The sequence below is a fragment of the Pedobacter africanus genome (genome assembly GCF_900176535.1).
GTDB lineage: Bacteria > Bacteroidota > Bacteroidia > Sphingobacteriales > Sphingobacteriaceae > Pedobacter > Pedobacter africanus.
Map to the genome: position 1 here is coordinate 456,034 of NZ_FWXT01000004.1, position 24,215 is coordinate 480,248.

25 protein-coding genes are annotated in these 24,215 nt (G+C 41.6%); 10 read left to right on the forward strand and 15 right to left on the reverse strand.

Features of this window, described 5'->3' with window-relative positions; translation table 11 throughout:
* The first annotated feature begins 44 nt into the window (after positions 1–44).
* Positions 45–701 carry a protein-L-isoaspartate(D-aspartate) O-methyltransferase gene (locus tag B9A91_RS21740; protein WP_084241164.1) on the forward strand — a complete coding sequence of 219 codons (657 nt, stop codon included), beginning with the start codon at positions 45–47 and terminating at the stop codon, positions 699–701.
* On the opposite strand, the gene smpB is transcribed toward B9A91_RS21740, so the two are convergent.
* From smpB to B9A91_RS21755, 3 genes are read right to left on the reverse strand one after another with little or no spacing between them, the layout of a single operon-like run.
* A complete protein-coding gene (gene smpB / locus B9A91_RS21745; RefSeq protein WP_084241165.1) occupies positions 702–1,151 on the reverse strand; it encodes an SsrA-binding protein SmpB in 450 nt (149 codons plus the stop codon).
* 23 nt (positions 1,152–1,174) lie between these two features.
* Entirely contained in the window at positions 1,175–3,052 is a 1,878-nt protein-coding gene (locus tag B9A91_RS21750; protein ID WP_084241166.1) for an Nramp family divalent metal transporter, read from the reverse strand.
* A 2-nt stretch (positions 3,053–3,054) separates the two neighbouring features.
* Positions 3,055–3,708, reverse strand: a complete 654-nt coding sequence (locus B9A91_RS21755) for a metal-dependent transcriptional regulator (RefSeq protein WP_084241167.1) — start codon at positions 3,706–3,708, stop codon at positions 3,055–3,057.
* A gap of 139 nt (positions 3,709–3,847) precedes the next feature.
* On the opposite strand from B9A91_RS21755, the gene B9A91_RS21760 reads away from it, so the two are divergent.
* Entirely contained in the window at positions 3,848–4,318 is a 471-nt protein-coding gene (locus B9A91_RS21760; protein WP_084241168.1) for an Lrp/AsnC family transcriptional regulator, read from the forward strand.
* 49 nt (positions 4,319–4,367) lie between these two features.
* On the opposite strand, the gene ung is transcribed toward B9A91_RS21760, so the two are convergent.
* On the reverse strand, positions 4,368–5,045 hold the full coding sequence (gene ung / locus B9A91_RS21765; RefSeq protein ID WP_084241169.1) for a uracil-DNA glycosylase: 678 nt from the start codon (positions 5,043–5,045) through the stop codon (positions 4,368–4,370).
* Between the two features lie 151 nt (positions 5,046–5,196).
* Here ung and B9A91_RS21770 point away from each other — a divergent pair, with 151 nt between their 5' ends.
* Entirely contained in the window at positions 5,197–5,736 is a 540-nt protein-coding gene (locus B9A91_RS21770) for a hypothetical protein (RefSeq protein WP_084241170.1), read from the forward strand.
* 28 nt (positions 5,737–5,764) lie between these two features.
* Here the strand turns inward: B9A91_RS21770 and B9A91_RS21775 are convergent, their stop codons facing one another.
* The 6 genes from B9A91_RS21775 to B9A91_RS21800 all read right to left on the reverse strand — a co-directional run bounded on the left by B9A91_RS21775 (position 5,765) and on the right by B9A91_RS21800 (position 11,895).
* Complete coding sequence (locus B9A91_RS21775) at positions 5,765–5,980, reverse strand: hypothetical protein (RefSeq protein ID WP_200815708.1); 216 nt, start codon at positions 5,978–5,980, stop codon at positions 5,765–5,767.
* Positions 5,981–6,066: 86 nt separating this feature from the next.
* Complete coding sequence (lysS, locus tag B9A91_RS21780) at positions 6,067–7,788, reverse strand: lysine--tRNA ligase (protein ID WP_084241172.1); 1,722 nt, start codon at positions 7,786–7,788, stop codon at positions 6,067–6,069.
* Positions 7,789–7,862: 74 nt separating this feature from the next.
* Positions 7,863–9,776 carry an AMP-dependent synthetase/ligase gene (locus tag B9A91_RS21785; RefSeq protein WP_084241173.1) on the reverse strand — a complete coding sequence of 638 codons (1,914 nt, stop codon included), beginning with the start codon at positions 9,774–9,776 and terminating at the stop codon, positions 7,863–7,865.
* A gap of 78 nt (positions 9,777–9,854) precedes the next feature.
* Entirely contained in the window at positions 9,855–10,181 is a 327-nt protein-coding gene (locus B9A91_RS21790) for a HesB/IscA family protein (protein WP_084241174.1), read from the reverse strand.
* Between the two features lie 67 nt (positions 10,182–10,248).
* Positions 10,249–10,662 carry a Fe-S cluster assembly scaffold IscU gene (gene iscU / locus B9A91_RS21795; RefSeq protein WP_084241175.1) on the reverse strand — a complete coding sequence of 138 codons (414 nt, stop codon included), beginning with the start codon at positions 10,660–10,662 and terminating at the stop codon, positions 10,249–10,251.
* A gap of 21 nt (positions 10,663–10,683) precedes the next feature.
* Positions 10,684–11,895: an IscS subfamily cysteine desulfurase gene (locus B9A91_RS21800; protein WP_084241176.1), complete on the reverse strand. Its 1,212-nt coding sequence runs from the start codon at positions 11,893–11,895 to the stop codon at positions 10,684–10,686.
* A gap of 125 nt (positions 11,896–12,020) precedes the next feature.
* On the opposite strand from B9A91_RS21800, the gene mce reads away from it, so the two are divergent.
* The 7 genes from mce to B9A91_RS21835 all read left to right on the forward strand — a co-directional run bounded on the left by mce (position 12,021) and on the right by B9A91_RS21835 (position 17,419).
* Positions 12,021–12,422, forward strand: a complete 402-nt coding sequence (gene mce, locus B9A91_RS21805) for a methylmalonyl-CoA epimerase (protein WP_084241177.1) — start codon at positions 12,021–12,023, stop codon at positions 12,420–12,422.
* Between the two features lie 89 nt (positions 12,423–12,511).
* Positions 12,512–12,760 (forward strand): type B 50S ribosomal protein L31, encoded by a 249-nt coding sequence (locus B9A91_RS21810; protein ID WP_084241178.1) that lies wholly within the window; start codon positions 12,512–12,514, stop codon positions 12,758–12,760.
* 70 nt (positions 12,761–12,830) lie between these two features.
* Positions 12,831–14,006 (forward strand): GlmU family protein, encoded by a 1,176-nt coding sequence (locus tag B9A91_RS21815; protein ID WP_084241179.1) that lies wholly within the window; start codon positions 12,831–12,833, stop codon positions 14,004–14,006.
* 59 nt (positions 14,007–14,065) lie between these two features.
* Entirely contained in the window at positions 14,066–14,827 is a 762-nt protein-coding gene (gene tpiA, locus B9A91_RS21820) for a triose-phosphate isomerase (RefSeq protein ID WP_084241180.1), read from the forward strand.
* On the forward strand, positions 14,828–15,667 hold the full coding sequence (gene prmA / locus B9A91_RS21825; RefSeq protein WP_084241181.1) for a 50S ribosomal protein L11 methyltransferase: 840 nt from the start codon (positions 14,828–14,830) through the stop codon (positions 15,665–15,667).
* Between the two features lie 26 nt (positions 15,668–15,693).
* The gene (locus B9A91_RS21830) at positions 15,694–17,061 is read left to right on the forward strand and encodes a UDP-N-acetylmuramate--L-alanine ligase (protein ID WP_084241182.1); all 1,368 of its coding nucleotides are present in this window, start codon (positions 15,694–15,696) and stop codon (positions 17,059–17,061) included.
* A 28-nt stretch (positions 17,062–17,089) separates the two neighbouring features.
* On the forward strand, positions 17,090–17,419 hold the full coding sequence (locus B9A91_RS21835; RefSeq protein WP_015807399.1) for a helix-turn-helix domain-containing protein: 330 nt from the start codon (positions 17,090–17,092) through the stop codon (positions 17,417–17,419).
* 1 nt (position 17,420) lies between these two features.
* Here the strand turns inward: B9A91_RS21835 and B9A91_RS21840 are convergent, their stop codons facing one another.
* From B9A91_RS21840 to mqnC, 5 genes are all read right to left on the reverse strand, one after another.
* Entirely contained in the window at positions 17,421–18,539 is a 1,119-nt protein-coding gene (locus B9A91_RS21840; protein ID WP_084241183.1) for an N-acetyltransferase, read from the reverse strand.
* Positions 18,540–18,612: 73 nt separating this feature from the next.
* Entirely contained in the window at positions 18,613–18,804 is a 192-nt protein-coding gene (locus B9A91_RS21845) for a hypothetical protein (protein WP_084241184.1), read from the reverse strand.
* Positions 18,805–19,229: 425 nt separating this feature from the next.
* Positions 19,230–22,187: a ligand-binding sensor domain-containing protein gene (locus tag B9A91_RS21850; protein WP_084241185.1), complete on the reverse strand. Its 2,958-nt coding sequence runs from the start codon at positions 22,185–22,187 to the stop codon at positions 19,230–19,232.
* A 2-nt stretch (positions 22,188–22,189) separates the two neighbouring features.
* Positions 22,190–22,957 (reverse strand): LytR/AlgR family response regulator transcription factor, encoded by a 768-nt coding sequence (locus B9A91_RS21855; RefSeq protein ID WP_084241186.1) that lies wholly within the window; start codon positions 22,955–22,957, stop codon positions 22,190–22,192.
* Positions 22,958–23,016: 59 nt separating this feature from the next.
* Positions 23,017–24,141, reverse strand: a complete 1,125-nt coding sequence (gene mqnC / locus B9A91_RS21860) for a cyclic dehypoxanthinyl futalosine synthase (RefSeq protein ID WP_084241187.1) — start codon at positions 24,139–24,141, stop codon at positions 23,017–23,019.
* Positions 24,142–24,215 lie beyond the last annotated feature (74 nt).

The following is a 24,215-nucleotide window of genomic DNA, read 5'->3' on the forward strand; positions in this document are numbered from 1 at the left end:
AAACATTCAATTATTAGCGTTCAAAACGCTATTTTTGAACTGAAATGGCATATAAGTTTGTTGATAATTATAGAGAGCAGGGCGCCAGAAAACGGTTGGTAGCCCATCTTGAATCGAGAGGGATTGCGGATAAAAAAGTGCTGAAAGCCATTGGCAAGGTGCCAAGGCATTTCTTTTTTGATGAGACCTTCTGGAACCAGGCGTATAAAGACATTGCATTTCCGATAGGCGATGGGCAAACCATATCCCAGCCTTATACCGTAGCTTATCAGAGCGAACTTCTACACATAAAAAAAGGCGATAAAGTACTGGAAATTGGAACCGGATCTGGTTACCAGACCTGTATCCTGATGGAGTTGGGCGCAAATGTGTACACCATAGAACGGCAGGAAAGCATTTACAGGCATACCATCAGGGTTTTACCGGGTATGGGATATAATGCCCATTTCTTTTTTGGGGACGGCTCCAAAGGCATTGCTGCGCATGCTCCCTATGATAAGATCATTGTAACCGCAGGCGCCCCCTTTGTGCCTGAAATCTTGCTGAAGCAACTTAAAGTAGGCGGTATTCTGGTGATTCCAGTCGGTGATGAGCACTCGCAGAAAATGGTGACTGTAATTAGGGTAAGTGAAACAGATTTTGAAAGGATAGAGCTGGACACCTTCCGGTTTGTACCCCTGGTAGGCGATCAGGCCTGGTAGTTAAACCTTCATGGCCCGGTCCATTTCCCGTTTAGATTCCCGGTCTTTGATGCTGTCTCTTTTATCGAATTCTTTTTTACCCTGGGCAAGTGCGATTTCTATTTTGGCAAAACCACGCTCATTGGTAAATATGCGTAAGGGTACGATGGTATAGCCCTTTTCCTCACTTTTTACCTTTAACTTTTTCAACTCTTTCTTATGCAGCAGCAGCACACGGTCGCGCTTGATCTCATGATGGTGAAAGGAACTGTGGCTATATTCGGAGATGTGCAGGTTTCTTACATAAAGCACATTGCCTATAAACATACAGAAAGCGTCGGTCATATTGGCCTTACCTTGTCTGATGGCTTTGATCTCAGTGCCCAGCAGGGCCAGCCCGGCATTATATTTATCTATAATGTGGTAATCAAAGTAGGCTCTCTTATTTTTTATCTGGATGTCGTTCTTCATAAAGGCCTGCTAATATCCGAAATTTATCTTACAATCAGTACCGGAATGGCTACTTTATGACGTACAGAATTTACGGTGGTACCCAATATCAGGTCTTTTAAACCCTTGTGCCCGTGCGCGCCCATTACCAGTAACTCCAGCTGTACTTCCTTACTGATCTGTACGATGGCTTTTACAGTGCCGCCAAAACCAATATGCGGACTGGCTTTATAACCCAGGTTAGCCAGGTTATCGCAATATTTCCTGAGGTTTTCTGTATCACTTTGTGTTTCATGGTCCATCGCGGAGTCACCATAGTATCTGGCCGCTGCGGTTTCCACCACATGGATGAGGTAATAATGTGCCTGTTTCCCTCCCTGGATAAGTGCATGACGGATGGTATTGCGGTCGTTTTTAGAGAAGTCGACCGTAATGCCTATGCGGGTATAGTTGATTTTTTCTACCTGGTCTATATCGAGGGCATCGCCATGGGGAACGTTGTTGTTTTCACGTCTAATGCGGCTTACTATAGGATAAACAAAGATGTACAAGAGCAGCAAGCCAATGAAAACAGCCAGGGGCACTATTATAGCATATACATACCAGCCACCATCAGCTCCCCAGCCTCTGATCTCTTCAATCACCAACTTTACGTTTAAGCCCACAATGATGAGTGAACTTATCCAGGCCAGAACCTTTACCCAGGTTTTAATAGCAAAACCTTTCATGGTCTTTTTATCGGAGGTCAGGTGGATCAGGGGGATTACTGCAAAACCAAGCTGCAGGCTTAAAACCACCTGGCTAAGGATCAGCAATCCGCCCAATGCGTCATCACCCAATATCAATATGGTGAAAAATGCAGGAATGATGGCGAGCAAACGGGTAATTAACCTGCGCAACCAGGGTTGAATGCGTAATTTCAGGTGACCTTCCATTACAATTTGTCCGGCCAGGGTGCCGGTAACAGTAGAGCTTTGCCCTGCCGCAATCAGTGCAATGGCGAAAAGGGCTGGGGCAACATTGCCAAATATATGCTGAAGTAATTTGTGGGCGTCCTGTATTTCTGCTACTTCATGTAATCCATTTTTATAAAAAGCGGCGGCAGCAAGGATGAGTATAGCGGCATTTACAAAAAATGCCAGGTTAAGGGCTACTGCAGTATCAATGAAATTGAATTTTATGGCCTCCCGGATGCCTTTGTCGTCGCGCTCAAATTTCCTGGTTTGTACCAGCGACGAGTGCAAATAAAGGTTATGCGGCATCACCGTAGCACCTATAATCCCTATGGCGATGTATAAGGCTTCGCCGGATAACATGGAAGGTTCAAATCCACGCGCTATCTCTTTAATTGATGGCTCCACAATAAACATCTCTATCAGGAAAGAGACACCCACAATGAATACCATAGATACAATGAAGGCCTCCATTTTTCGCATGCCCTTATTGAGCAGGAACAGGAGCAGCACGGTATCAAAAATGGTGATGCTGATGCCCCAGATGAGGGGGAGTCCGAATAAAAGGTTCAGACCAATGGCCATACCAATAATTTCGGCCAGATCGCAGGCTACAATAGCTGTTTGTGCCAGTCCGAATAAGGGGATATTGACCCATTTGGGATAAGCATTTCTGGAGGCCTGTGCCAGGTCAAGCCCCCTTACGATGCCCAGGCGTGCACTTAACGACTGCAGCAACAGGGCAATTAGGTTAGACATGAGCAGTACCCAGATCAGCTGATAACCAAATTTACTCCCCCCGGCAATGTCTGTTGCCCAGTTTCCAGGATCCATGTAACCCACACTTACCAGGTAAGCCGGACCAATGAAGGAGAGGATACGACGCCAACCCCTGCGTTTGCTGGTATCTACACTCTGGTGTACCTCGCTTAAGGATTGGGTGTCTTTATGTTGCTGAGCGGTTTTCATGCTTATAGTTTAATGAGGATATGTTTGGCTACTTCCCGGCTTACATTGATCTTTTTTTGTTCCAGGTTCAATTCTATGGAGCCATCAAAATCATTGATCTCCATAATTTTAACCTTTTTTCCCAGGGTAAGCCCAGATTTTTCAAGGTGTTTTAAAAATGCAGAAGAGTGTTCGCTTACACCCATAATCAAGCCCTGATCTTCAGCCTTAAGTTTATTTAGTTTAACAAAGGGAACGGCAATGAAATTTCCGCTTTTATCCGGAATGGGATCACCATGGGGGTCACTTTTAGGGAAGCCGAGGAATTCATCCAGACGTTCTACCAGGTCGGCAGATTGGATATGTTCCAGGTCTTCGGCAATATCATGTACCTCGTCCCATTTGAAATTTAATTTTTCTACCAGAAAAACTTCCCAGAGACGGTGTTTACGGACAATATTCACGGCTGCCGACTTTCCTGATGTTGTAAGCTGCACCCCCTGGTATTTCTTATAATCTACCAGTTGCTTGTCGGCCAGCTTTTTCATCATATCGGTAACGGAGGCTGCTTTTGTCTGCATTTTCTCTGCAATGGCATTGGTTTGTACAGGGGCATCGTGGTACTGTGACAGATGGTATATGGTTTTCAGGTAGTTCTCTTCAGTAAACGTTTGCATTTTTGTTTGTCTAACTAAATGTTTAGACAAATCTAAAAAAAATATTAAGAAATAATCTGTAATTTTTTTGTTTTTATTTAGAATAAAATTTGGCAGGTAAGCAGTTCTTATTCTATATTTGGCAGATATTTTTAAGATAATGGCAGCAGAACTAGATAAAACAGATTTTAAGATTCTTAAATTATTACAGGAAAACGGCAGGATGACCAATCTGCTGTTGTCGCAGGAGATCGGCTTATCGCCCGCGCCAACATTAGAACGGGTAAGGAAGCTGGAAGTATCTGGTTTTATCAAGAGCTATCATGCTTTGGTTGATGAAGAAAAGCTGGGTTTGGGTATCAAAACCTTTATACAGGTTCAGTTGGATTTTCATAAGAACAATACGATACAGATTTTTCTGGATGAGGTAAACCAGATCAAAGAGATTACGGAATGTCACCACGTAACTGGCCAGGCCGATTTTCTTTTAAAGGTATATGTCAATGACATCAAGGCTTATGAACGCCTGATTATGGATAAGATCAGTAAGATCTCTGTAGTAAAGACTTTTCAGACTATGATGATCATGTCGACTACCAAGAAGGAGCCGATTGTGCCTTTAGAGTACTGATAAGGACTAAAAATAAAGCGGCCTGCAGACTATACAGGCCGCTTTATTTTTAGGTAATCTGCCAGTTTATAGGTTCCTTTCCCAGTTCAATTAATTTTGCGTTTGCCCTGGAAAAAGGTTTGCTGCCCAGAAAGCCATTGTAGGCCGAAAAGGGTGAGGGGTGTGCGGAGGCAATAATCGTATGCTTTGTTTTGTCAATTAATGACGCTTTATTTTGTGCATACCTGCCCCATAGCAGGAAGATAAGACCATTTCGTTTTTCAGACAGTTCAGTAATGATTTTATCGGTAAAGGTTTCCCAGCCTTTGCCCTGGTGGGAGCCGGCCTCGTGTGCTTTCACGGTAAGCGTAGCATTGAGTAGTAAAACACCTTCATCCGCCCATTGTGTAAGATTTCCATGGCTGGGGATGGAAAATCCGGGAATGTCATCTGCCAGTTCCTTATATATGTTTTTTAAGGATGGTGGTACGGCAACTCCTTTTTGTACAGAGAACGACAAACCATGGGCCTGGCCGGTTCCATGGTAAGGGTCTTGTCCTAAAATTACTACCTTAACTTTATCAAAAGGTGTATGGTTTAAGGCATTGAATATATCCGCACCTTTAGGGTAAATGATATGGCCTTTCTGTTTTTCTTCCAGTAAAAAGGCTTTAAGTGATTTCATATAGGGCTTTTCGAACTCCTCATGAAGTACCTTCAACCAGCTTTCTTCTAATGCAGCAGACATGTTTTATTTTGGAATTGATAATGTTGTTAATGATTCTTTTTTTTATGGAAATCGGGCTTGTAAACTATGCCTCCTTTTTTTGTTGAAATTATAAATTAAATCTAATTTCTGGTATTTAAACACGATATTTGCAAAAAAAATATAATAGCGTATGCCAAATGTAGTTCGTTTGATTTTAGGTTTTGCAGTGTTGGGAGGTTCAATTGCCCTTATGGTCTTTGGATTCTGGGGTTGGGGGATTTTGGCCCTTTTTGTCAGTATTTTAATTTTTGTTACTTTTTTCTTCAATGAAAATATGCTGCTGGCCCAGTGGTTCTTAAGAAAAGACAATATGGCTAAGGCCGAAGTTTATTTAAGACGGATCAGCAATTATGAGAAACAACTCATTAGGGTTCAGCATGGTTATTATAACCTTTTAATTGGCTTAATTGAGTCTAGAAAAGCGCCGATGCAATCAGAAAAGTATTTTAAGAAATCACTTTCTTTAGGTTTGCACATGGACCACAATATTGCATTGGCTAAGTTGAGCCTTGCAGGAATCGCAATGGCAAAACGCAATAAACGCGAAGCCCAGATGTATTTGTCAGAGGCCAAGAAAGCAGATAAAAACAAATTACTGGCCGATCAGATCAAACAAATGAAAGACCAGATGGGGATGATGGATAAGCAGCAGCAGGTAAGATACAGATAAACCAAAGCCACATGAAAATGTGGCTTTTTTATTTATCGCTTAACCTGTCGAAATTTTCGCTTGCTTCGGCATAGGAAGTTCTGCTGATGATGTCGTCTTCCAGGTAATCTTTACTTCTGCTGAAGAACAATTGCTCGGACTGTATCCTGGTAATGAGCTGACGGATTAAGGTCAGGTCAAACGCCTCTTTGCTTAATTTGATGCAATATTCTTTTTCGGTAATTTCCAGACTTGAACTGTTCATAATCGTTATCATTTAAATCTGCATAAAAATAAAAAAGGCTTGCTGCATTTTTTGCAGCAAGCCTTTAAGCTTTTGTTATTTCTGTGTTAAGCAAACCAGGTCATCACTTCTTCTTTTGAAGGCATATTCAATTCCAGCTTCAGCTTTTTGCGCATGCCACCAAGGTCGTTAAATACCTTATTAGGATTAGCGCCTTTCAACTCTTCAAGGGTATTGATGTTCATTTTTCTGATCACCTGTACCCATTCAGCCGGAATACCTGCATTTACAAAATCTTCATCTGTAGTTACTTTAGCTTTCTTTTCAGGACGCATCTGGGGGAAGAACAATACTTCCTGTATGGTCGACTGGTTGGTCATCAGCATCACCAGGCGGTCTATGCCTATACCCAGTCCGGATGTTGGTGGCATGCCGTATTCCAGGGCACGGATAAAATCATCATCCATGACCATAGCCTCATCATCGCCTCTTGCTGCAAGTTTCAGCTGATCCTCAAAGCGCTCACGCTGATCGATCGGGTCATTGAGCTCTGAATAGGCATTGGCAATTTCCTTGCCCATTACAAACAATTCAAAACGCTCTACAAGCCCTTCCTTGCTTCTGTGCTTTTTAGCCAATGGGGTCATTTCCAGCGGATAATCTGTAATGTATGTTGGCTGGATCAGGTTGGCTTCAACCTTTTCGCTGAAAAGCTCATCAATCAGTTTGCCCCGTCCCATAGAAGCATCTACTTCTATGTTCAGGTTTTTGCAGACTTCCCTGATCTCCGTTTCTGAAAGGGCAGAAACGTCGATACCAGTATATTTCTGGATAGACTCATACATGGTCAGTTTTTCGTATGGGCCTTCAAAATTGATCTCATGCTCAGCAACTTTTACAACCGCTGTGCCGTGAATAGCTACCGCTACTTTTTCCAGGCATTCTTCTACCATGGCCATCATCCAGATATAATCTTTATAGGCCACATAGATCTCCATAGAGGTAAATTCGGGGTTGTGTGTGCGGTCCATCCCTTCATTTCTGAACATCTTACCGAACTCATAAACGCCGTCAAAGCCCGCTACGATTAACCTTTTCAGGTAAAGTTCATTGGCAATACGCAGGTACAATGGCATGTCGAGCGTGTTGTGATGGGTAGCAAAAGGACGTGCAGCAGCACCGCCGTGAATGGGTTGCAGGATAGGTGTCTCTACTTCCATCCAGCCCTGATCGTCAAAGTACCCCCTCATGGTATTGATCACCTTAGACCGGTTCATGAAGATCTGTTTGAAATGCGGGTTTACGGTCAGGTCAACATAACGTTGTCTGTAGCGCATTTCCGGATCAGTAAAACCATCGTATATATTGCCTTCTTCGTCGCGTTTAACAATGGGCAGTGGTTTTAAGGATTTGGACAAAAGGGTCAGTTCAGTAACGTGCAGCGAGATTTCACCGGTTTGCGTTGTGAAAACATATCCCTTCACGCCGATAAAATCGCCCAGGTCCATTAATTTTTTAAATACCGTGTTGTACAGGGTTTTGTCTTCACCCGGACAAAGATCGTCACGTTTCAAATAAACCTGTATCCTGCCGGTCGAATCCTGCAATTCTACAAAAGACGCGCTGCCCATGATCCTGCGGCTCATGATCCGTCCTGCAATACTGATGTTCTTATAGGCCGTCTTGTCGCGTTCGTAGTTGGCTAAAATATCTGCTGCATTGGCAGTGATTTCAAAGGCTTCGGCAGGGTAGGGATTGATGCCCAGCTCACGTAATTGGTTCAGCGAATTACGGCGCAATACTTCTAGTTCTGATAGTCCTGTACTCATATATTTTTTGTATCGGCCTTAGGGCCAGATAGCTTGATTGTGTAATAATGTAAAATTAGGCAAAAATAGGGATTTTAATCGGCATCTACAGCCTCTGCATACATCTCGTTGATGGCTTCTGCATACTTGGTTTCTATAACCTTTCGCTTGGCTTTTAATGTAGGTGTGATTTCACCTTCTTCAATGCTGAAAGGATTACGTTTGACCTTAAAATTCTTAATGCGCTCGAATTTAGCCAGTTCGCTGGACAGCTTCTTCAGGTCCTGGCCGATCCAATCCGTGATTTCTTTTTCTGCTATAAAGATTTCCGGTTTTTCGAAAAAGGATTCGGGAAGTTTAAATGCCTCCTGCATATTTTCTTTATTCGGAATGACGATAGCCGTAAGGTATTCACGTTTATCTCCGATCAGGAAGATCTGGTCTATTTTCAGACTTTTTAAATAAATATTTTCTACCGGGGTAGGGTACACATTTTTTCCGTAGGCATTTACGATCATGTTTTTAAGCCGGTCAGTAATCTGCAGGTTCCCTTTGTAGAAACGGCCGATATCACCTGTATGGAACCAATCGTCCTTATCAATTGCCTCTGCCGTTTCTGCTGGTTTATTGAAATAGCCCTGCATTACACAATGGCCCCTCACAATGATTTCACCTTCGGCACATTCAAAGTCTTCATTAAAAGTTTCATGGGTCTGAATGCTGATCATTTGTTTGCTTTCCACATCCTGTATGCCAATCTCTATTCCCGGAATTACACGGCCTACTGTACCATAAACCTGTCTGTGATACTCTGTAACAGCCATTACCGGCGATGTTTCCGTAAGCCCAAAGCCTTCTAATATTTTAATGCCAAGGTTCCCAAAAAATTCACCCACATTTTTGGGAAGGGCCGCACCACCAGAGATCATGAACTTTAGACGTCCACCGGTTTTTTCTTTTATTTTGCTGAATACCAGCTTTTCTGCAAGCGCCTTTTTTGCACTGAGCAAAATGCCCGGGGTCTTTCCAGTTTCTTTTATCCTTCTGTAGTCCTGACCTGCTTCTAGGGCCCATAAAAAGATTTTTGCCTTTACACCCCCGGCGGCAGTACCACTTTTAATGGCTTTGTCGTGAATTCTTTCCAGCAACCGCGGAACACAGCTCATTACCGTTGGTTTTATTTCAGCCATGTTCCTGGCCAGCAATTCCAGGCTTTGTGCATAAGCTATTTTACAACCTTGTGCACAGCATACATGGTAGGTCGCTGTACGCTCAAAAACGTGCGATAGCGGAAGGAAGGACAGAAATGTTTCTGTTTGATCAATTACAGGGATCTGCTGCAAACATACCTTTACGTTTTCTACAAAATTACTGTGGGAAAGCATTACCCCTTTTGGCGTTCCGGTAGTGCCGGAGGTATAGATCAATGAGGAAATATCAGCTGGTTTTACCGTACTTCGGATTTTGCCGATGGCTTCCAGTTGTGCTGCATCCAGTTTACCCGTAGCAGCCAGTACTTCTTCAAAGCTGATGATCTGTGCTTTTAGGTTTTCTGGGATATTTACTTTCTGATATTCCGGAAATGCCGGTATGATGTATTCCAGGTGCCTGCAGTTGGCTGCGATTTTCAGAATTTTTTTATACAGAAAGGTATTGCCGATCAATATGGCCCGCATACCTGAATCGTTTACGATGTAGGCGACTTCATGCTCAGACAGGGTAGGATAGATAGATACATTAATGGCGCCAATCTGTTGTATGCCCTGATCGTAGTACACATATTCCGGAGAATTTTCTATCATAAGTCCCATCCGGTCGCCCCTGGTAATCCCTTTTTGCAGGAAAAAGGCCGAGACAGCATCTGCACAATCCAAGGTCTGCTGATAAGATATTTCCTCCCAAACTGTATTCTTTTTGTGGATCAGAAATGTTTCTTCCGGTTTATGGATGTTTTCTACCACATTACGCAATAGGCTGGGTATGGTAGAATGCGCATTAAATAATTCCATGACTGCTGGTTTGGTTATTATAAAAATAGGCCGCTCCAGATTGAACTGTAACGGCCTATGCAAATATAATAATTGTATTTAAACAGAAAAACTTTCGCCACAACCGCAGGAGCGGCTTGCATTCGGGTTATTAAAATTAAAACCCTTTCCGTTTAAACCATCTGTAAAATCAAGCTCTGTGCCTGCCAGATAAAGGAAAGATTTCATATCCAGGGCAATCCTGATGCCTTTATCTTCAAAAAACTGATCTCCGGCATTTTCTTCATTGTCGAAATCCAGATTGTAAGATAGTCCTGAACATCCCCCCCCTTTGACAGACACACGCAAAAAATAGGTGGTATCCATCTGCGCCTCTTCCATCAGCTGGTCGATTTTGCTTTTTGCTTTATCAGTGATTGTAATCATTTCTTTACTATTTAGACCTGTCTGAGGTCATACAAAAACTATACCTATTCAAAAACCGGTAAGGCCGTTAATGATGAGATTTAGGCAATTCAATTGGCTCCATGCCGTTTTTAACGCGGTAGTCATTGATGGCCGATTTGATCGCATCTTCTGCCAATACCGAGCAATGAATTTTTACCGGTGGCAAAGCCAGTTCCTCAACAATATCCATATTGTCAATAGCCAGTGCCTCATCAATGTTTTTGCCTTTCAGCCATTCTGTTGCCAGCGATGAAGATGCAATTGCAGAACCACAGCCAAATGTTTTGAATTTAGCATCTGTGATTACGTTGTTTGCATCGACTTCAATCTGAAGGCGCATGACGTCGCCGCACTCAGGTGCGCCAACAAGTCCGGTACCAACTGATTTACTGTCTTTATTTAAAGTACCAACGTTTCTTGGGTTGGTATAATGATCTATTACTTTTTCTGAATATGCCATTTTATGCTGTTTTAATTTTTTTTAGTGTTCTGCCCACTCAATTTTACTCAAATCCACACCTTCTTTAAACATTTCCCAAAGTGGTGAAAGGTCTCTCAGGTGGTTAACTGCTTTTTTAGTATTCTCTATTGCATAGTCCACTTCCTCTTCGGTTGTAAAACGCCCCAATCCGTAACGGATAGAAGAATGTGCCAGGTCGTCTGACAAGCCTAAGCTTTTCAATACATAAGAAGGTTCTAACGATGCAGAAGTACAGGCAGAACCTGAAGATACCGCCAGGTCTTTCATGGCCATCATTAAGCCTTCACCCTCTACATACTTAAAAGAAATATTAGCTACATGTGGTAAGCGGTGCTGGGTATTTCCGTTTACATAACTTTCTTCAAGCTGGGTAAGGGCATTTTCAAGTTTGTCGCGCAGGGCCGATAAACGCTTGGCTTCCTCTTCCATTTCCAGGCGGCACAGCTCACATGCTTTACCAAGGCCAACAATACCAGGTACGTTTAAGGTACCTGAACGCATTCCGCGCTCATGACCACCACCGTCTATTTGTGCAGTTACCTTAACCCTTGGGTTTTTACGGCGTACATACAATACACCTACACCTTTAGGTCCGTACATTTTATGCGCGGAAAAAGCCATCAGGTCAATCCCATCGGCATTTACATCTACAGGTATTTTACCAACAGCCTGTGTGGCATCAGTCATGAACAGTGCGCCATGCTTATGCGCAATAGCGCTAATTTCTTTAATAGGTTGGATAACACCGATTTCATTGTTGCCATACATAATGGTAACCAGTATGGTCTGTTCGGTCATTGCGGCTTCAAGTTCCTGAAGGTCAATTAATCCATCTTCCTTTACTTTCAGATAAGTTACTTTTGCACCCTGTTTTTCCAGGTGCTTGCAGGTGTCCAGGACGGCTTTATGTTCAGTAGTAGCGGTAATGATGTGGTTACCTTTTTCCTGGTACATTTCAAATACACCTTTGATGCCGAGGTTATCTGCTTCAGTAGCACCTGAAGTAAAAATAATTTCTTTTTCAGTACAGCCAATCAGTTTTGCAACCTGCTCGCGTGCATAGTCTACACCCTCTTCAGCAACCCAGCCAAATGCATGGTTACGACTTGCTGCATTGCCAAATTTGTTGGTGAAATAAGGCAGCATCGCTTCCAGTACCCTTGGGTCAAGAGGTGTAGTTGCGTTATTATCTAAGTAAATAGGAAGTTCCATTATTATATATATGTTGTTATTAACAGACAAAGATACAAAAAAAGATTGCCAACAATTATAAATAATAGCTATGACGGTAGCGTTAAAACATGCATTTTTACATTCTTCTAACGTTTTAAGCAGATATGAATAAGATTGAACACATCGGTATTGCTGTAAAAGACATGGATGCTTCCTGTCAGCTCTACGAACAACTGTTAGGCACCGCCTGTTATAAAAAGGAACTGGTGGAATCTGAGGGCGTGAATACCGCCTTTTTCAAAACAGGTGAAAATAAGATTGAGTTGCTGACAGCTACCGCTGATGAAAGCCCCATTGCCAGGTTCCTGGAGAAGAAGGGAGAGGGGATACATCACATTGCATTTGACGTGACAGATATTGTGTCTGAAATGGCCAGGCTCAAAGCGGAGGGGTTCACCCTGTTAAATGAAAGACCCAAAAGGGGAGCAGATAATAAACTGGTTTGTTTTGTACATCCTAAGGGCACAAACGGTGTACTTGTAGAGCTTTGTCAGGATGCAGGATAATTTTTTCCACACATACTTGCTATTAAAAAATAAAATTCAGATATTTGCATCCTTAAAAATAAGCGACAAATAAGATATAATAATATAATATGAAAAAAGATCTGCATCCATCAAGCTATAGATTTGTAGTATTTAAAGACATGTCAAACGACTACGCTTTTTTAACAAAATCTTGTGTAGATACTAAAGAAACTATCCAGTGGGAAGATGGCAACGAGTATCCTTTATATAAATTAGAGATTTCTCATACTTCTCACCCTTTCTATACCGGAAAAATGAAATTGGTCGATACAGCTGGTCGTATCGATAAATTCAAAACCCGTTACGCTAAAAAGTAATGCTATAGAAATAAGAAATTATTTGAGTCCCGATGCTGTTGCTTCGGGACTTTTTTTATTTTTGTAGCTTATGATGATCAATTTATTTGATGATAATGCCTGGCAGTCCCTTCGCCCATTATCTTTTACAAGACCTGTTGCAGATCTTCGTGTAGGAATTCTTACGATTGCAGAGAAATGGACGAAACATCTGAATGCCGAATGCGGGTTTATCACTTTAGCACACTTATCTGTTAAATATCCGTCATTAAAAGAAGGCTGTTTGTATATCAATGGTTCTGTTTGCCCGGATGAGTCCTTACTCGAAGCTATTGTAGCACTGCAGACCGGTGAATCGCTAAAAAAAGAAGGACTCCTGATTGCCTTTAAAACTGATTATGGAACAACTGATGTGATGAAAACAGCAGATCAGTTAAAACCGAAGGAATACAACAGAGATTTTACCAGGATTGTAGTCCCTGAAGATATTTTCAGAAATAATGATATTGAACTTAGGAAGGATTTTGCACTGATCACAAAAGGACGAAGTTCCGCAGCATTGAGTGCTACCAATACCTTATTGGGTAATGACATCTTTGTTGAAGAAGGAGGGGGAGCAGAGTGTTCCACTTTTAACAGTTTAAACGGGCCTATATATATAGGCAGAAATAGTCAGGTTTGGGAAGGCTGTCATATCCGGGGTTCTTTTGCGCTGTGCGACAATTCGCAGATTAAAATGGGCGCAAAAATTTACGCACAAACCACCATTGGCCCCTACAGCAGGGTTGGCGGAGAAATTAACAATGCCGTAATCTGGGGGTATTCCTCCAAAGGACATGAAGGCTATCTGGGTAATTCGGTGCTTGGACAGTGGTGCAATATCGGGGCCGACAGCAACAACTCTAACCTGAAAAACAATTATGCCGAAGTAAGGCTTTGGGATTATGCAACAGAAGGGTTCCGGAAAACCGGCTTGCAGTTTTGCGGCCTCATCATGGCCGATCATTCCAAATGCGGCATCAATACCATGTTCAATACCGGTACAGTGACCGGTGTCAGCGCTAATGTTTTCGGTCCCGGTTTCCCCCGAAATTTTATACCTGACTTTGCATGGGGAGGCGCACAAGGATTTGACGTTTACAAATTAGATAAGATGTTTGAAACAGCAGAAAAGGTGTATGAACGCAGAAATATACCCTTTGATCAGACAGAAAAAGATATCTTGCAGGCTGTTTTTGACATGACAGAAAATTACAGACATTTTTAGACAGGTGTGCAGTCTGAAATCTTTACATAAAACCTAAAATAACAATATATTTAACAACGATGAGGAAAAAAATAGTTGCAGGAAACTGGAAAATGAACCTGGATTATGCAGAAGGCATATCTTTATTTTCAGAAATAGTTAATATGGTAAGGGATGAAAAAAAAGGCGATCAGACTGCCATCATCTGTGCACCATACATTCATTTAAACAGCCTGGCTAAATTAGGTGGCGATGTAGTGAAAATTGGTGCGCAAAATTGCCACCAGAACGATAGTGGTGCATATACCGGTGAAATATCGGCGGGTATGATCAAATCCGTTGGCTGTGCCTATATCATCATCGGACATTCTGAAAGACGTCAGTATTTTGCTGAAAGTGATGAGATGCTTGCTCAAAAAACAGTGAAAGTATTGGAAAACGGGTTAACCCCAATCTTCTGCATAGGCGAGACACTGGAAGAAAGAAATAATGGCAGTTATTTTGAAGTACTTAAAGCCCAGTTAGTAAAAGGGCTTTTCGGACTAAGCGCTATAGATTTTTCTAAAATAGTTATAGCATACGAACCGGTATGGGCTATTGGTACCGGCCTTACGGCTTCATCAGAACAGGCCCAGGAGGTACATGCTTTTATCAGAAAAGAAATTGCAGCCAAATACAGCAATGCCATAGCAGAGGAAACCACGATTTTATATGGCGGAAGCTGTAACCCTAAAAATGCTGCAGAACTATTTTCCCAGAAAGATATTGACGGGGGATTGATCGGCGGAGCTTCCCTGAAATCGAGGGATTTTGTGGATATCGTTAAAGTTTTTAATTCCTAGATGAACTACATACAGGTAACCTTCAGTTTTACGGCCATAGAGGAATATCAGCAGGATCTTTTGATTGCTGAACTGGGCGATATCGGCTTCAATACTTTTGAAGATACAGCGGCAGGTTTTATGGCATTTATTGATTTTCCCGCTTACAGCGAAGATCAGTTGGAAAAAGTGCTGGAACAGTTTGATGGTGAATTTCAATGCAGCTATGAAGTGGCAGAAATTGCAGGGAAAAATTGGAATGAGGAATGGGAAAAGAACTTTGAGCCTTTGATCATTTCCGATCAATGCTACGTACGTGCAACTTTTCATGAGCCCAGGCCTCAATATCCATATGAGATTGTTATAGATCCTAAAATGGCTTTCGGTACCGGGCACCACCAAACTACAACCATGATGATCCAATACTTGCTGGATACAGATGTGGAAGGTAAAACTTTGCTGGATATGGGCTGTGGAACAGCTATTCTGGCTATTCTGGCTGCAAAAAAAGGTGCCTCGAGCCTGGTGGCTATAGATAATGATGAAGTCTGTTACCTCAGTGCAATTGAAAATGCTGCGCTGAACAATATTGTCAATATGAAGGCATTGTGTGGGGGTAAGGAGGTTATTCCGGATCAGACATTTGATGTGATCCTGGCCAATATTAACCGCAATATCCTGTTAGACCAAATCCCCTCGTATAACGATGTACTAAGGCCCGGTGGCAGTATTTTTTTTAGCGGATTTTATGAATCACCAGACCTGGATATGATCAGGCAAGCCTGTGCGCCTTTTGGCATCCGCTATGTTAACCATAAAAAAACAGGAGAATGGGTAGCCGCTTATTTTAAGAAGGATTAATCCGCAGACCATAATAAATTATAAAGATGCGTATACACTTTATTGCCATTGGGGGCAGTGCCATGCACAACCTGGCCATTGCATTACATAAAAAAGGATACCAGGTTACCGGATCAGATGATGTTATTTTTGAACCATCGAGCAGCAGACTGGCCGGATATGGTATTTTACCAGCACAGATGGGTTGGAACAAAGCCAATATTACACCTGATCTGGACGCGGTAATTCTGGGTATGCACGCGCTTGCCGATAATCCTGAATTGCTCCGTGCCCAGGAACTCGGACTTAAGATATATTCTTACCCGGAATATATTTATGAACAAACCAAGGACAAGCTGCGGGTTGTCATAGGTGGAAGCCATGGTAAAACCACCATTACTTCCATGATCCTTCATGTACTGAATTTTTATAAAAGGGATTTTGACTACCTGGTAGGGGCACAATTGGCCGGTTTTGAAACCATGGTTAAAATTACCAGCGAAGCGCCATTGATCGTTATTGAGGGAGATGAATACCTGGCTTCTCCAATCGACAGGAGACCTAAATTTCATCTTTATAAAGCTAATCTTGCGGTGATCAGTGGCATTGCCTGGGATCATATCAATGTATTTAAGACCTATGCTGACTATGTCAGGCAGTTTGAATTGTTTATAAATACGATTCAGCCAGGGGGTAAATTAATTTATTGCAGTGCAGATAAAGACTTAAAAGAGATAGTTAAAAATGCCACCGCGGCAATAGAAAAAATTGCCTACGAAATTCCTGATCACATGGTGAAAGATGGGATTACTTACTTAATGCCGGAAGAAGTCCCGCTAAAAGTATTCGGAGATCATAACTTAATGAACCTTAACGCAGCCAAATTAATTTGCGCGCAACTGGATATTGACAACAAACAATTTGATGCCGCTATATGTTCCTTTACCGGCGCCGCGAAAAGACTGGAGCTGCTGAGGAGCGAAAATGAAACAAATGTATATAAGGATTTTGCACATTCACCCTCTAAGCTGAAAGCAACTATCGAAGCAGTTAAAGCCCAGTTTCCCGACAGGAAATTAGTGGCGTGTATAGAGTTACATACATTTAGCAGCCTGAATAAAGACTTTTTAGTTCAATATGCTGATACCATGAAGGCCGCGGATACGGCGATTGTCTACATCGATGAAAAAACTTTTCAGCATAAAAAATTAAAACCTTTTAGTAAAAAAGATGTTCAAAGAGCGTTTAAAAGAGAGCAATTGCACTTTTTTAATGACCCAACACTATTGCAGGATTATTTGTTAAACGTAAATTTTTATCGTACGAACTTACTTTTGATGAGTTCTGGAAATTTTGGCGGAGTTGATCTCGTTAAATTGGCACGTGAGTTGAATACAGTTGAGCAAGGAATTTAATACAAGATTACACACCTAAATTAATAATATGAATATCATTGGAAAAAACATTAGACAACTGCGCCAAAAAAATGGCTGGAGCCAGGGGGAAGTGGCTAAACGTCTAAATATTTCAATCCCGGCGTTCTCAAAAATCGAAACTGGTATCACTGATATTAACATTTCAAGGTTGGCACAAATCGCTAATCTTTTCGAGGTATCCACTATGGATATCATATCCAAAGAAGGGGAAAATCCTCAGTCACTTAATTTTGAAGAGATCAATGGCCTAAAAGAAAAGCTGGCGCAAAGAGAAGAAGAGATCATCAAACTTCAGAAGAAAGTAATTGATCTCTACGAAGAAATAAGAGAAAAATAATTTAAAACACCTTTCGCATTGTCAGGTGCCGCTTTCCAAAAGTGGCACCTGTTGCCTGATGGATAGCGAGCATTTTATCGTTAAAATCGCCTACCCATGAGAGCTCTAGTTCCTCATACTGGTTTAAAGGCAAAACATACTCCTTTAACTTAATGAACAATGCCGATTCCAGGCCATGCTTTTGATAAGCAGATTTTGTTCCCATAACTATTGCGCGCATACGTTTTACACCTACCCAGCGCCTGTAAACAAATTTAAGCTTTTCCAGGAGGCCCAATTTGCCATTAAAGTCTTTGATCATCTGGTTGGCATCCGGTATAATTACAACAAATGATGCGGGTTCTCCATTCACATAACCAAACCAGATCAGCTTTTCATCCATAATGGTCTGCATTTTTTCAAAACTTTCCTCCAGCGTTTCTTTTTTTATCGGAACAAAGTTCTCAAAATCTTTCCAGGCATCATTGTAAATTTCCATCAGATCGGATACATATTTTTCCGCGTTCTTCTTGGAAAAATGCTCAAATGTATAGCCGGGTTTATTGGCTACCCAGTTCGCAATTTTAGTAAAACGCTCCGGAAAGGGCTTTTTTACCGCAAGATGATTGGTGATCTGCTCGTATTCTTTCAGGAAACCATATGCAGTAAACAGCTCATGATAATAGGGACGGTGATAATTCATTCCATAGGATGGCGGGGTAAAGCCCTCTACCAGTAAGCCCCAAAAAGAGTCGTTCTCCCCAAAATTTATGGGGCCATCCATGGCTTTCATCCCGTTTTCTTCGAGCCAGACTTTCGCGGTGTCAAACAGCAGGAAAGCCGCTTCTCTGTCATTTACACATTCAAAAAAGCCGATTCCTCCTGTTGGCTGCGCGTACTGGTATGCTTTTTTATCGTTTATAAAAGCAGCAATTCTGCCAATACCGTTTCCATTATCGTCTTTTAATATCCAGCGGATACATTTGCCGTGTCCGAAGAAAGGGTTTTTGCTGGGGTCAAATATCTGCTCAATGTCCTGGTCCAGCGGACAAATCCAGTTTTTATCATCCTTGTAAATCAATCGGGCAATAGCTAAAAAATCTTTTTCTGAATGCTTTCCGGATACTGTAGTTATCTGCATTTTAGGTGAATAGGGCTGGATTTAAAATAAAAAGCATCCCATAAGGATGCCTTTTAATATTCTTTTTTAACTGCTAATAATTGTCGTCATCGTCATCGTCCGAACCAAAACTGTCAAAAGAGTCCAGATCATCTAATGGCATGTCAAAGTCATCATCATCGTCATCATATGACTTATTTTTACTTGTTCCTTCATACGAATCTTCCAGCTCTTCTTCTGGATCTTCTGCTTGACTTTTGTTGATTGGTTTTTTTGGAGTTTTCATTACAAAAAAAATAATTCCGTAAAGTGTTTTATTGATATGTTAAATTTACTAAAAATCTTTTTAAATCAAAAGAACGATGTTTTTTTTAAATTTTCAGCTTCTCAAAAGTAAGACAAAAAGAAATTCCACAAAGAATTTTTTGAAAAAAAATATGCACAATTTTTATGTGGATATCCATGCACGAAACCCTCAGATTTACGGATAAAAAAAATGGTAAAGCTATGAACTTTACCATTTTTTAACACACAAATGAAACCTGAATTGAGATATAGTTTTAGGTTAGGTAAAAATATCTTTGATCAATCCTATAAGAACGCATTTTACAAACTTCTGTTTGTTTTAATATCTATAACAAGTTTAATGCTATTTCCAGTACGTTTCATTTAAAATTAGTAAGTGGTAGGAATAATTGAGTAAACGGTAAATTACCGTTTTAAAGGGATCAAAACAGATACGTATGTACCTGAAATACCGTTCTGTCTGATCTCAATCCGTACTGGATTTACTTCAACCTGATTCAGCAAATTGATCCGTTCATTAGTCAGGCTCATGCCTTTACTCTGGTGCCGGCCTTTTTTGCTGCGCAGCGAATTCTCAATACCTATACCATCATCAATAATTTCGATCAGCAGGTGCGCAGTGCCCTGCAAATCAATCCGGATATCGATCTTTCCACCCTCTTCTTTAGGCATTAAGCCATGCCAGATGGCGTTTTCTATATAAGGCTGCAGGATCATTGATGGGATCAGCGTTTCTTCCTTGTCAATGACCGGGTTTATCTGGATGTTATATTTAAATTTTTCTCCAAATCTCTTTTTCTCCAAACTCAGGTAAAGTTCCAGGTATTCCAGTTCCTCATCCAGACTGATAAAACTCCTGGTACATATTTCCAGGTTTTTCCTGATCAGCCTGGCAAAACCGGTTAATATTTTATTGGCCGAATTGGTGTCTTTGGTATTGATGTAATGTTGTATGGAATTCATCACATTAAAAACAAAATGCGGGTTCATCATGGCCTGGAGTGCGCGCTGTTCGAGCATCAGGATCTGGTTTTTTAGCAGCAGCTGCTGTTGCTCCTTGTTTTTTTGTCGCTGTGTTACTATTACTGCAGCCTTATAAAAGGCAAAGCCGGCCAAAACAAAGATACCTCCAAGGAACCAGTAGGTTTGCCAGAAATGTTTCTTTAAAGAGAAGCTCACTTTGGCAGGCACGCTCCACCTGCTGTTATTGGACCTCGCACTGATCTCAAAAACATAATCACCTGGCTCCATAGAGGAAAACTCAAGTCGTCTGTTTTTGGTCTCTGTCCAATTGGCATCTGCTTTTAAACGATACCGATAAGTGATGTTTTTATTTTGAAAATCAATAGCACTGTAGGTAAATGTGATGTTGTTGTTTGCCGGGGGCAGTGTATACAGCGGATCATTTAGCCCCAGTTTTATTTTATTGTTTATTACGGATGAAATGAACACCTTAGGGGGTTCATTGGTCTGGTTTGCATTTTTATAAGAAAAATAGATCAGCCCGTTATTGGTGGCAAAATAAGCATAGCGATCATCTATGTACAGGCAGTTCACATCATCAGACAGCAGAGAATTGGTATATTCAAAAGCTTCAACCTTAATCTGGTTATCTTTTAAAAAGAGCTTGTTGATCCCATTATTGGTAATTACCCAAATGTAGTTGTCTTTGATAAAAAGACGCTTGCAAATGTTATCCGCCAGGCCCTCTTTTTGTGTAATCACTTTAAAGAGCTTTTTGTCCCTCAGGAACAGAATGCCATAACCATCCGTTGCCAATACAATGGTTCCGTCATCCAGTTCGCAAATGTCATTTATCCTTTTGGTGAGCAATTGGTTGTTCCCGTAATAGCTATACAAGTTTCCTTTCGAAAATTCGGAAAGGCCATTGATATTGGAAAACCACAAATTTTCTCTTTTGTCATAAAATACACGGTAGGACCTGTTGTTAAAAAAACCAACCCCCTGCCTGAAATACAACGAAGTGAACTCAAATTTACGGATCCGGTCGGGTAAGATGAAAACGCCTGAGGAAAGGGCCAGGGCCAGGCTATTGTCTTTGCCAATACTAAAGGATTTGACGACATACAAAGAATCATTGGTCTCCTTCAGATACTCAATTTTTGGTTTTTGGTCATGAATCCCTGTTAACCTTCCCATCCCATAATCGGAAGCAAAATACATGGCATCATTGAGCGTATCTAAATCAAGCTGCTTGATGGTGGCGTATTTCTTTCGTTCCGGTAACTGGATTTTACTCACTTTGTAACTGTTTGGCTGCAGAATATTGATGCTGGCATCGTCCATACCCAACCACAATCTCTGCTGATCATCCTTCATTATACTTTTTACCCCGTCAGTATTTAAGCCATTGCCACTGTTGATCAGGTACAGACGTTCTTCTTTCCTGGGCAGCATATATATACCGGAGTTGGTGGTAAACCACATGTTGTTTTTAGAATCTTTTATGACCTGACTGCTGGATATATTAATCAAATACCGAGTTGTTTTACCATAGGGTTCAGTATGGTAAATGCCATTGCTGTTGCTCAGCCATATATCGTTGTTCTTATCCAGAAAGAAAAAACCCAGGTCATTTGTGAGTAAGGTGCTGTCTATCTTTAGTCTGGTGTATTGTTGCCTTAAACCGTTGTGTATGTTCAGTCCATTGCGCCCAAGATAAGCCATTGTTTTGTCTGGCAGATTTAATGAGGTTTTATAGGAGAGGGGCAGGGTAACGTGAGGTACAATATGAAATTGTTTATTTTTAAAGACCCTTACACAGGCTTTACCAAAGGCCCAAATGTTTCCGGCCCTGTCTTCATGAATAAAGGTATTGATAAATTGCAGACTGGCATTGGCCGACATGTATTTCATAATTGATTTTCCATCGTACATCACCAACAGGTTCTTATTGGTGCCAAACCAGATGCGGCCTTTGCTGTCTTCAAAAAAAGAGACCACCACAGCATTAAATTTCAATAATTTCAGCAACTGGTTATTGGTTTCGTTGTATATTTTTCCGTTGAAGTAATAGCTGAGCTGACCATTCAGTGCCAGGAACCAGATTTTTCCGCTCCTGTCTTCCTTCATTTGCAGGATCTGGTTGTCAGGCAACCCGTCGTCTATGGAAAAGTTTTCAAACAGTTTGCCGTCAAACCGGCTTACCCCTGCGTCGCTGCTGATCCAGATATATCCTTTTGAATCCTGAAGTGTATAATAACAGTTGTTGCTGGGCAAACCGTTTTTTGTGCTGAAGTGCTGCAGATAGGTTGTTTGCGCATAACCACACAATTTAAAGCTCAAAAACAATGCAGTGACTGCTAAAAAAAACGATGCCTGCCTCAGCGTATTATTTTTCATGGTCAAGGGCGTGTATAAGATTTAATCCGTTCAGCAAAATCACTCGCCCGGCGCCTGGATACTGCAAGTTTTTCACCATTTTTGAGGATCACTTCCAATCCGTTCCTTGAATTGTACTCCTTTAGATAATTGAGGTTAACAATACTGGATTTGTGGATCCTGACAAATTGATGGTCAGGCAATATTTCCTCATATTCCTTCAATACCTTGGATACAGTGATCCTGTCCCTGTTGGCAAAGTAAAATACAGAATAATTGCTATCGGCCTCAATATGAATGATGTCGTCAATATTGACCAGGGTATAGCCCTGTCCGTTGGGCAGGCTGATCTTACGGATCTCCGCCCTGTCAGAAAGATTTACTGCGAGATTTTGCAGACTTTCGTTACGGTTATTTTCGTTTTTGTTCAATGCGATAAACCTTAGCGCCTTGTCTACTGCTACTTTGAGTTCATCAATGTCGATGGGTTTGAGCAGGTAATCGAGGGCATTGGCCTTAATTGCTTTTAAAGCATACTGGTCATATGCAGTGGTGAAAATAATATGTGCCTTACTGGATTGTGCATAGGGGATGAGCTCAAATCCGTTTTCGCCGGGCATGGCAATGTCCAGAAAGATCAGGTCTACAGAATGTTGTGTCAGTAAATTCCTTGCTTCGGATACTGACTTTGCAATACCCGATATGTGCACGTCCTCGCAATTCTCCTGTAACAAAAAGTAAAGGGAGGAGCGGGCAAATTCTTCATCATCTACAATAATTGTATTCAGCACAGCTTTAATTTAATATGGTGAATTTATTAAAAAAAAGCCATATCCCCATTTTATGCCTGCTAATAATTGATCACCTGTTCTTCCAGATGATCGGGCAGGTCGCGGTAATTGTACTGTTGCCCGCGTAACTGCGGCTCAAACCCGGCTTCTCTGATCGCATCTTGTATTCCTTTTGCCGTAAAGCGGTGCGGGGCACCTGCTGCCGATACTACATTCTCCTCGATCATAATTGAGCCAAAATCATTCGCTCCGGCATGCAGGCAAAGTTCTGCCACATTTTTACCTACCGTGAGCCAGGATGCCTGTATGTTCTTGATGTTGGGCAGCATGATCCTGCTCAGGGCCAGCATCCTGATGTACTCATCACCGGAAACCGTATTGCTGATGCCCCTCAGACGTTTCAGTAAGGTGCCGTCATCCTGAAAAGGCCAGGGGATAAACGCCAGGAAGCCCTTGGCATCGGCGGGCTTTTCACTTTGCACTTCCCTGATCCATACCAGGTGCTCAAAACGTTCTTCGATAGTTTCCACATGGCCAAACATCATAGTGGCGGAGGTGGTGATGTGCAATTGATGTGCTGCCCGCATTACGTCCAGCCATTCCTGTCCGCCGCACTTTCCTTTCGAGATCAATCTTCTTACCCTGTCGTTCAGGATCTCTGCGCCGGCACCAGGAAGGGAATCCATACCAGCTTCTTTCAGGGCCTTTAGAACTTCGGTATGCGATAAGCCTTCCAGCTTTGCCACGTGAGCAATTTCCGGCGGGCCTAAAGCATGAAGTTTCAGATCCGGATACAATTCCTTCAATTGTTTAAACAAGTCTGCATAAAACTTCAGGCCCAGATCGGGATGGTGCCCACCCTGCAACAGCAGCTGGTCGCCTCCCAGTCTGAAAGTTTCTTCAATCTTTTGCTTATAAGTTTCAATATCAGTAATGTAACTTTCTTCGTGGCCGGGCCTTCTGAAAAAATTACAGAATTTACAGTTGGCAATACAAACATTGGTTGTATTCACATTCCTATCGATCTGCCAGGTCACTTTTCCACTGGGTACCTGTTTTTTTCTCAGTTCATTGGCTACATAGGCCAACTCAGCAGTAGCTGCATGATGATATAAAAAAACACCCTCTTCTTTAGTTAAAAAGTCGAAATTCAAGGCCCTGTGTAGTAATTCGGCAGTATTCATGGTACAAATATACCATAAGTTGTTTTGATCAATATAATTTGTTTGTCTTAATTAGCGACACTTCTATTTCCAAT

Excerpts from the sequence above, each read along its gene's own strand:
- B9A91_RS21740 (WP_084241164.1), top strand. The coding sequence starts at position 45 with ATGGCATATAAGTTTGTTGATAATTATAGAGAGCAGGGCGCCAGAAAA.
- smpB (WP_084241165.1), bottom strand. The coding sequence starts at position 1,151 with ATGAAGAACGACATCCAGATAAAAAATAAGAGAGCCTACTTTGATTAC.
- B9A91_RS21750 (WP_084241166.1), bottom strand. The coding sequence starts at position 3,052 with ATGAAAACCGCTCAGCAACATAAAGACACCCAATCCTTAAGCGAGGTA.
- B9A91_RS21755 (WP_084241167.1), bottom strand. The coding sequence starts at position 3,708 with ATGCAAACGTTTACTGAAGAGAACTACCTGAAAACCATATACCATCTG.
- B9A91_RS21760 (WP_084241168.1), top strand. The coding sequence starts at position 3,848 with ATGGCAGCAGAACTAGATAAAACAGATTTTAAGATTCTTAAATTATTA.
- ung (WP_084241169.1), bottom strand. The coding sequence starts at position 5,045 with ATGTCTGCTGCATTAGAAGAAAGCTGGTTGAAGGTACTTCATGAGGAG.
- B9A91_RS21770 (WP_084241170.1), top strand. The coding sequence starts at position 5,197 with ATGCCAAATGTAGTTCGTTTGATTTTAGGTTTTGCAGTGTTGGGAGGT.
- B9A91_RS21775 (WP_200815708.1), bottom strand. The coding sequence starts at position 5,980 with ATGAACAGTTCAAGTCTGGAAATTACCGAAAAAGAATATTGCATCAAA.
- lysS (WP_084241172.1), bottom strand. The coding sequence starts at position 7,788 with ATGAGTACAGGACTATCAGAACTAGAAGTATTGCGCCGTAATTCGCTG.
- B9A91_RS21785 (WP_084241173.1), bottom strand. The coding sequence starts at position 9,776 with ATGGAATTATTTAATGCGCATTCTACCATACCCAGCCTATTGCGTAAT.
- B9A91_RS21790 (WP_084241174.1), bottom strand. The coding sequence starts at position 10,181 with ATGATTACAATCACTGATAAAGCAAAAAGCAAAATCGACCAGCTGATG.
- iscU (WP_084241175.1), bottom strand. The coding sequence starts at position 10,662 with ATGGCATATTCAGAAAAAGTAATAGATCATTATACCAACCCAAGAAAC.
- B9A91_RS21800 (WP_084241176.1), bottom strand. The coding sequence starts at position 11,895 with ATGGAACTTCCTATTTACTTAGATAATAACGCAACTACACCTCTTGAC.
- mce (WP_084241177.1), top strand. The coding sequence starts at position 12,021 with ATGAATAAGATTGAACACATCGGTATTGCTGTAAAAGACATGGATGCT.
- B9A91_RS21810 (WP_084241178.1), top strand. The coding sequence starts at position 12,512 with ATGAAAAAAGATCTGCATCCATCAAGCTATAGATTTGTAGTATTTAAA.
- B9A91_RS21815 (WP_084241179.1), top strand. The coding sequence starts at position 12,831 with ATGATGATCAATTTATTTGATGATAATGCCTGGCAGTCCCTTCGCCCA.
- tpiA (WP_084241180.1), top strand. The coding sequence starts at position 14,066 with ATGAGGAAAAAAATAGTTGCAGGAAACTGGAAAATGAACCTGGATTAT.
- prmA (WP_084241181.1), top strand. The coding sequence starts at position 14,828 with ATGAACTACATACAGGTAACCTTCAGTTTTACGGCCATAGAGGAATAT.
- B9A91_RS21830 (WP_084241182.1), top strand. The coding sequence starts at position 15,694 with ATGCGTATACACTTTATTGCCATTGGGGGCAGTGCCATGCACAACCTG.
- B9A91_RS21835 (WP_015807399.1), top strand. The coding sequence starts at position 17,090 with ATGAATATCATTGGAAAAAACATTAGACAACTGCGCCAAAAAAATGGC.
- B9A91_RS21840 (WP_084241183.1), bottom strand. The coding sequence starts at position 18,539 with ATGCAGATAACTACAGTATCCGGAAAGCATTCAGAAAAAGATTTTTTA.
- B9A91_RS21845 (WP_084241184.1), bottom strand. The coding sequence starts at position 18,804 with ATGAAAACTCCAAAAAAACCAATCAACAAAAGTCAAGCAGAAGATCCA.
- B9A91_RS21850 (WP_084241185.1), bottom strand. The coding sequence starts at position 22,187 with ATGAAAAATAATACGCTGAGGCAGGCATCGTTTTTTTTAGCAGTCACT.
- mqnC (WP_084241187.1), bottom strand. The coding sequence starts at position 24,141 with ATGAATACTGCCGAATTACTACACAGGGCCTTGAATTTCGACTTTTTA.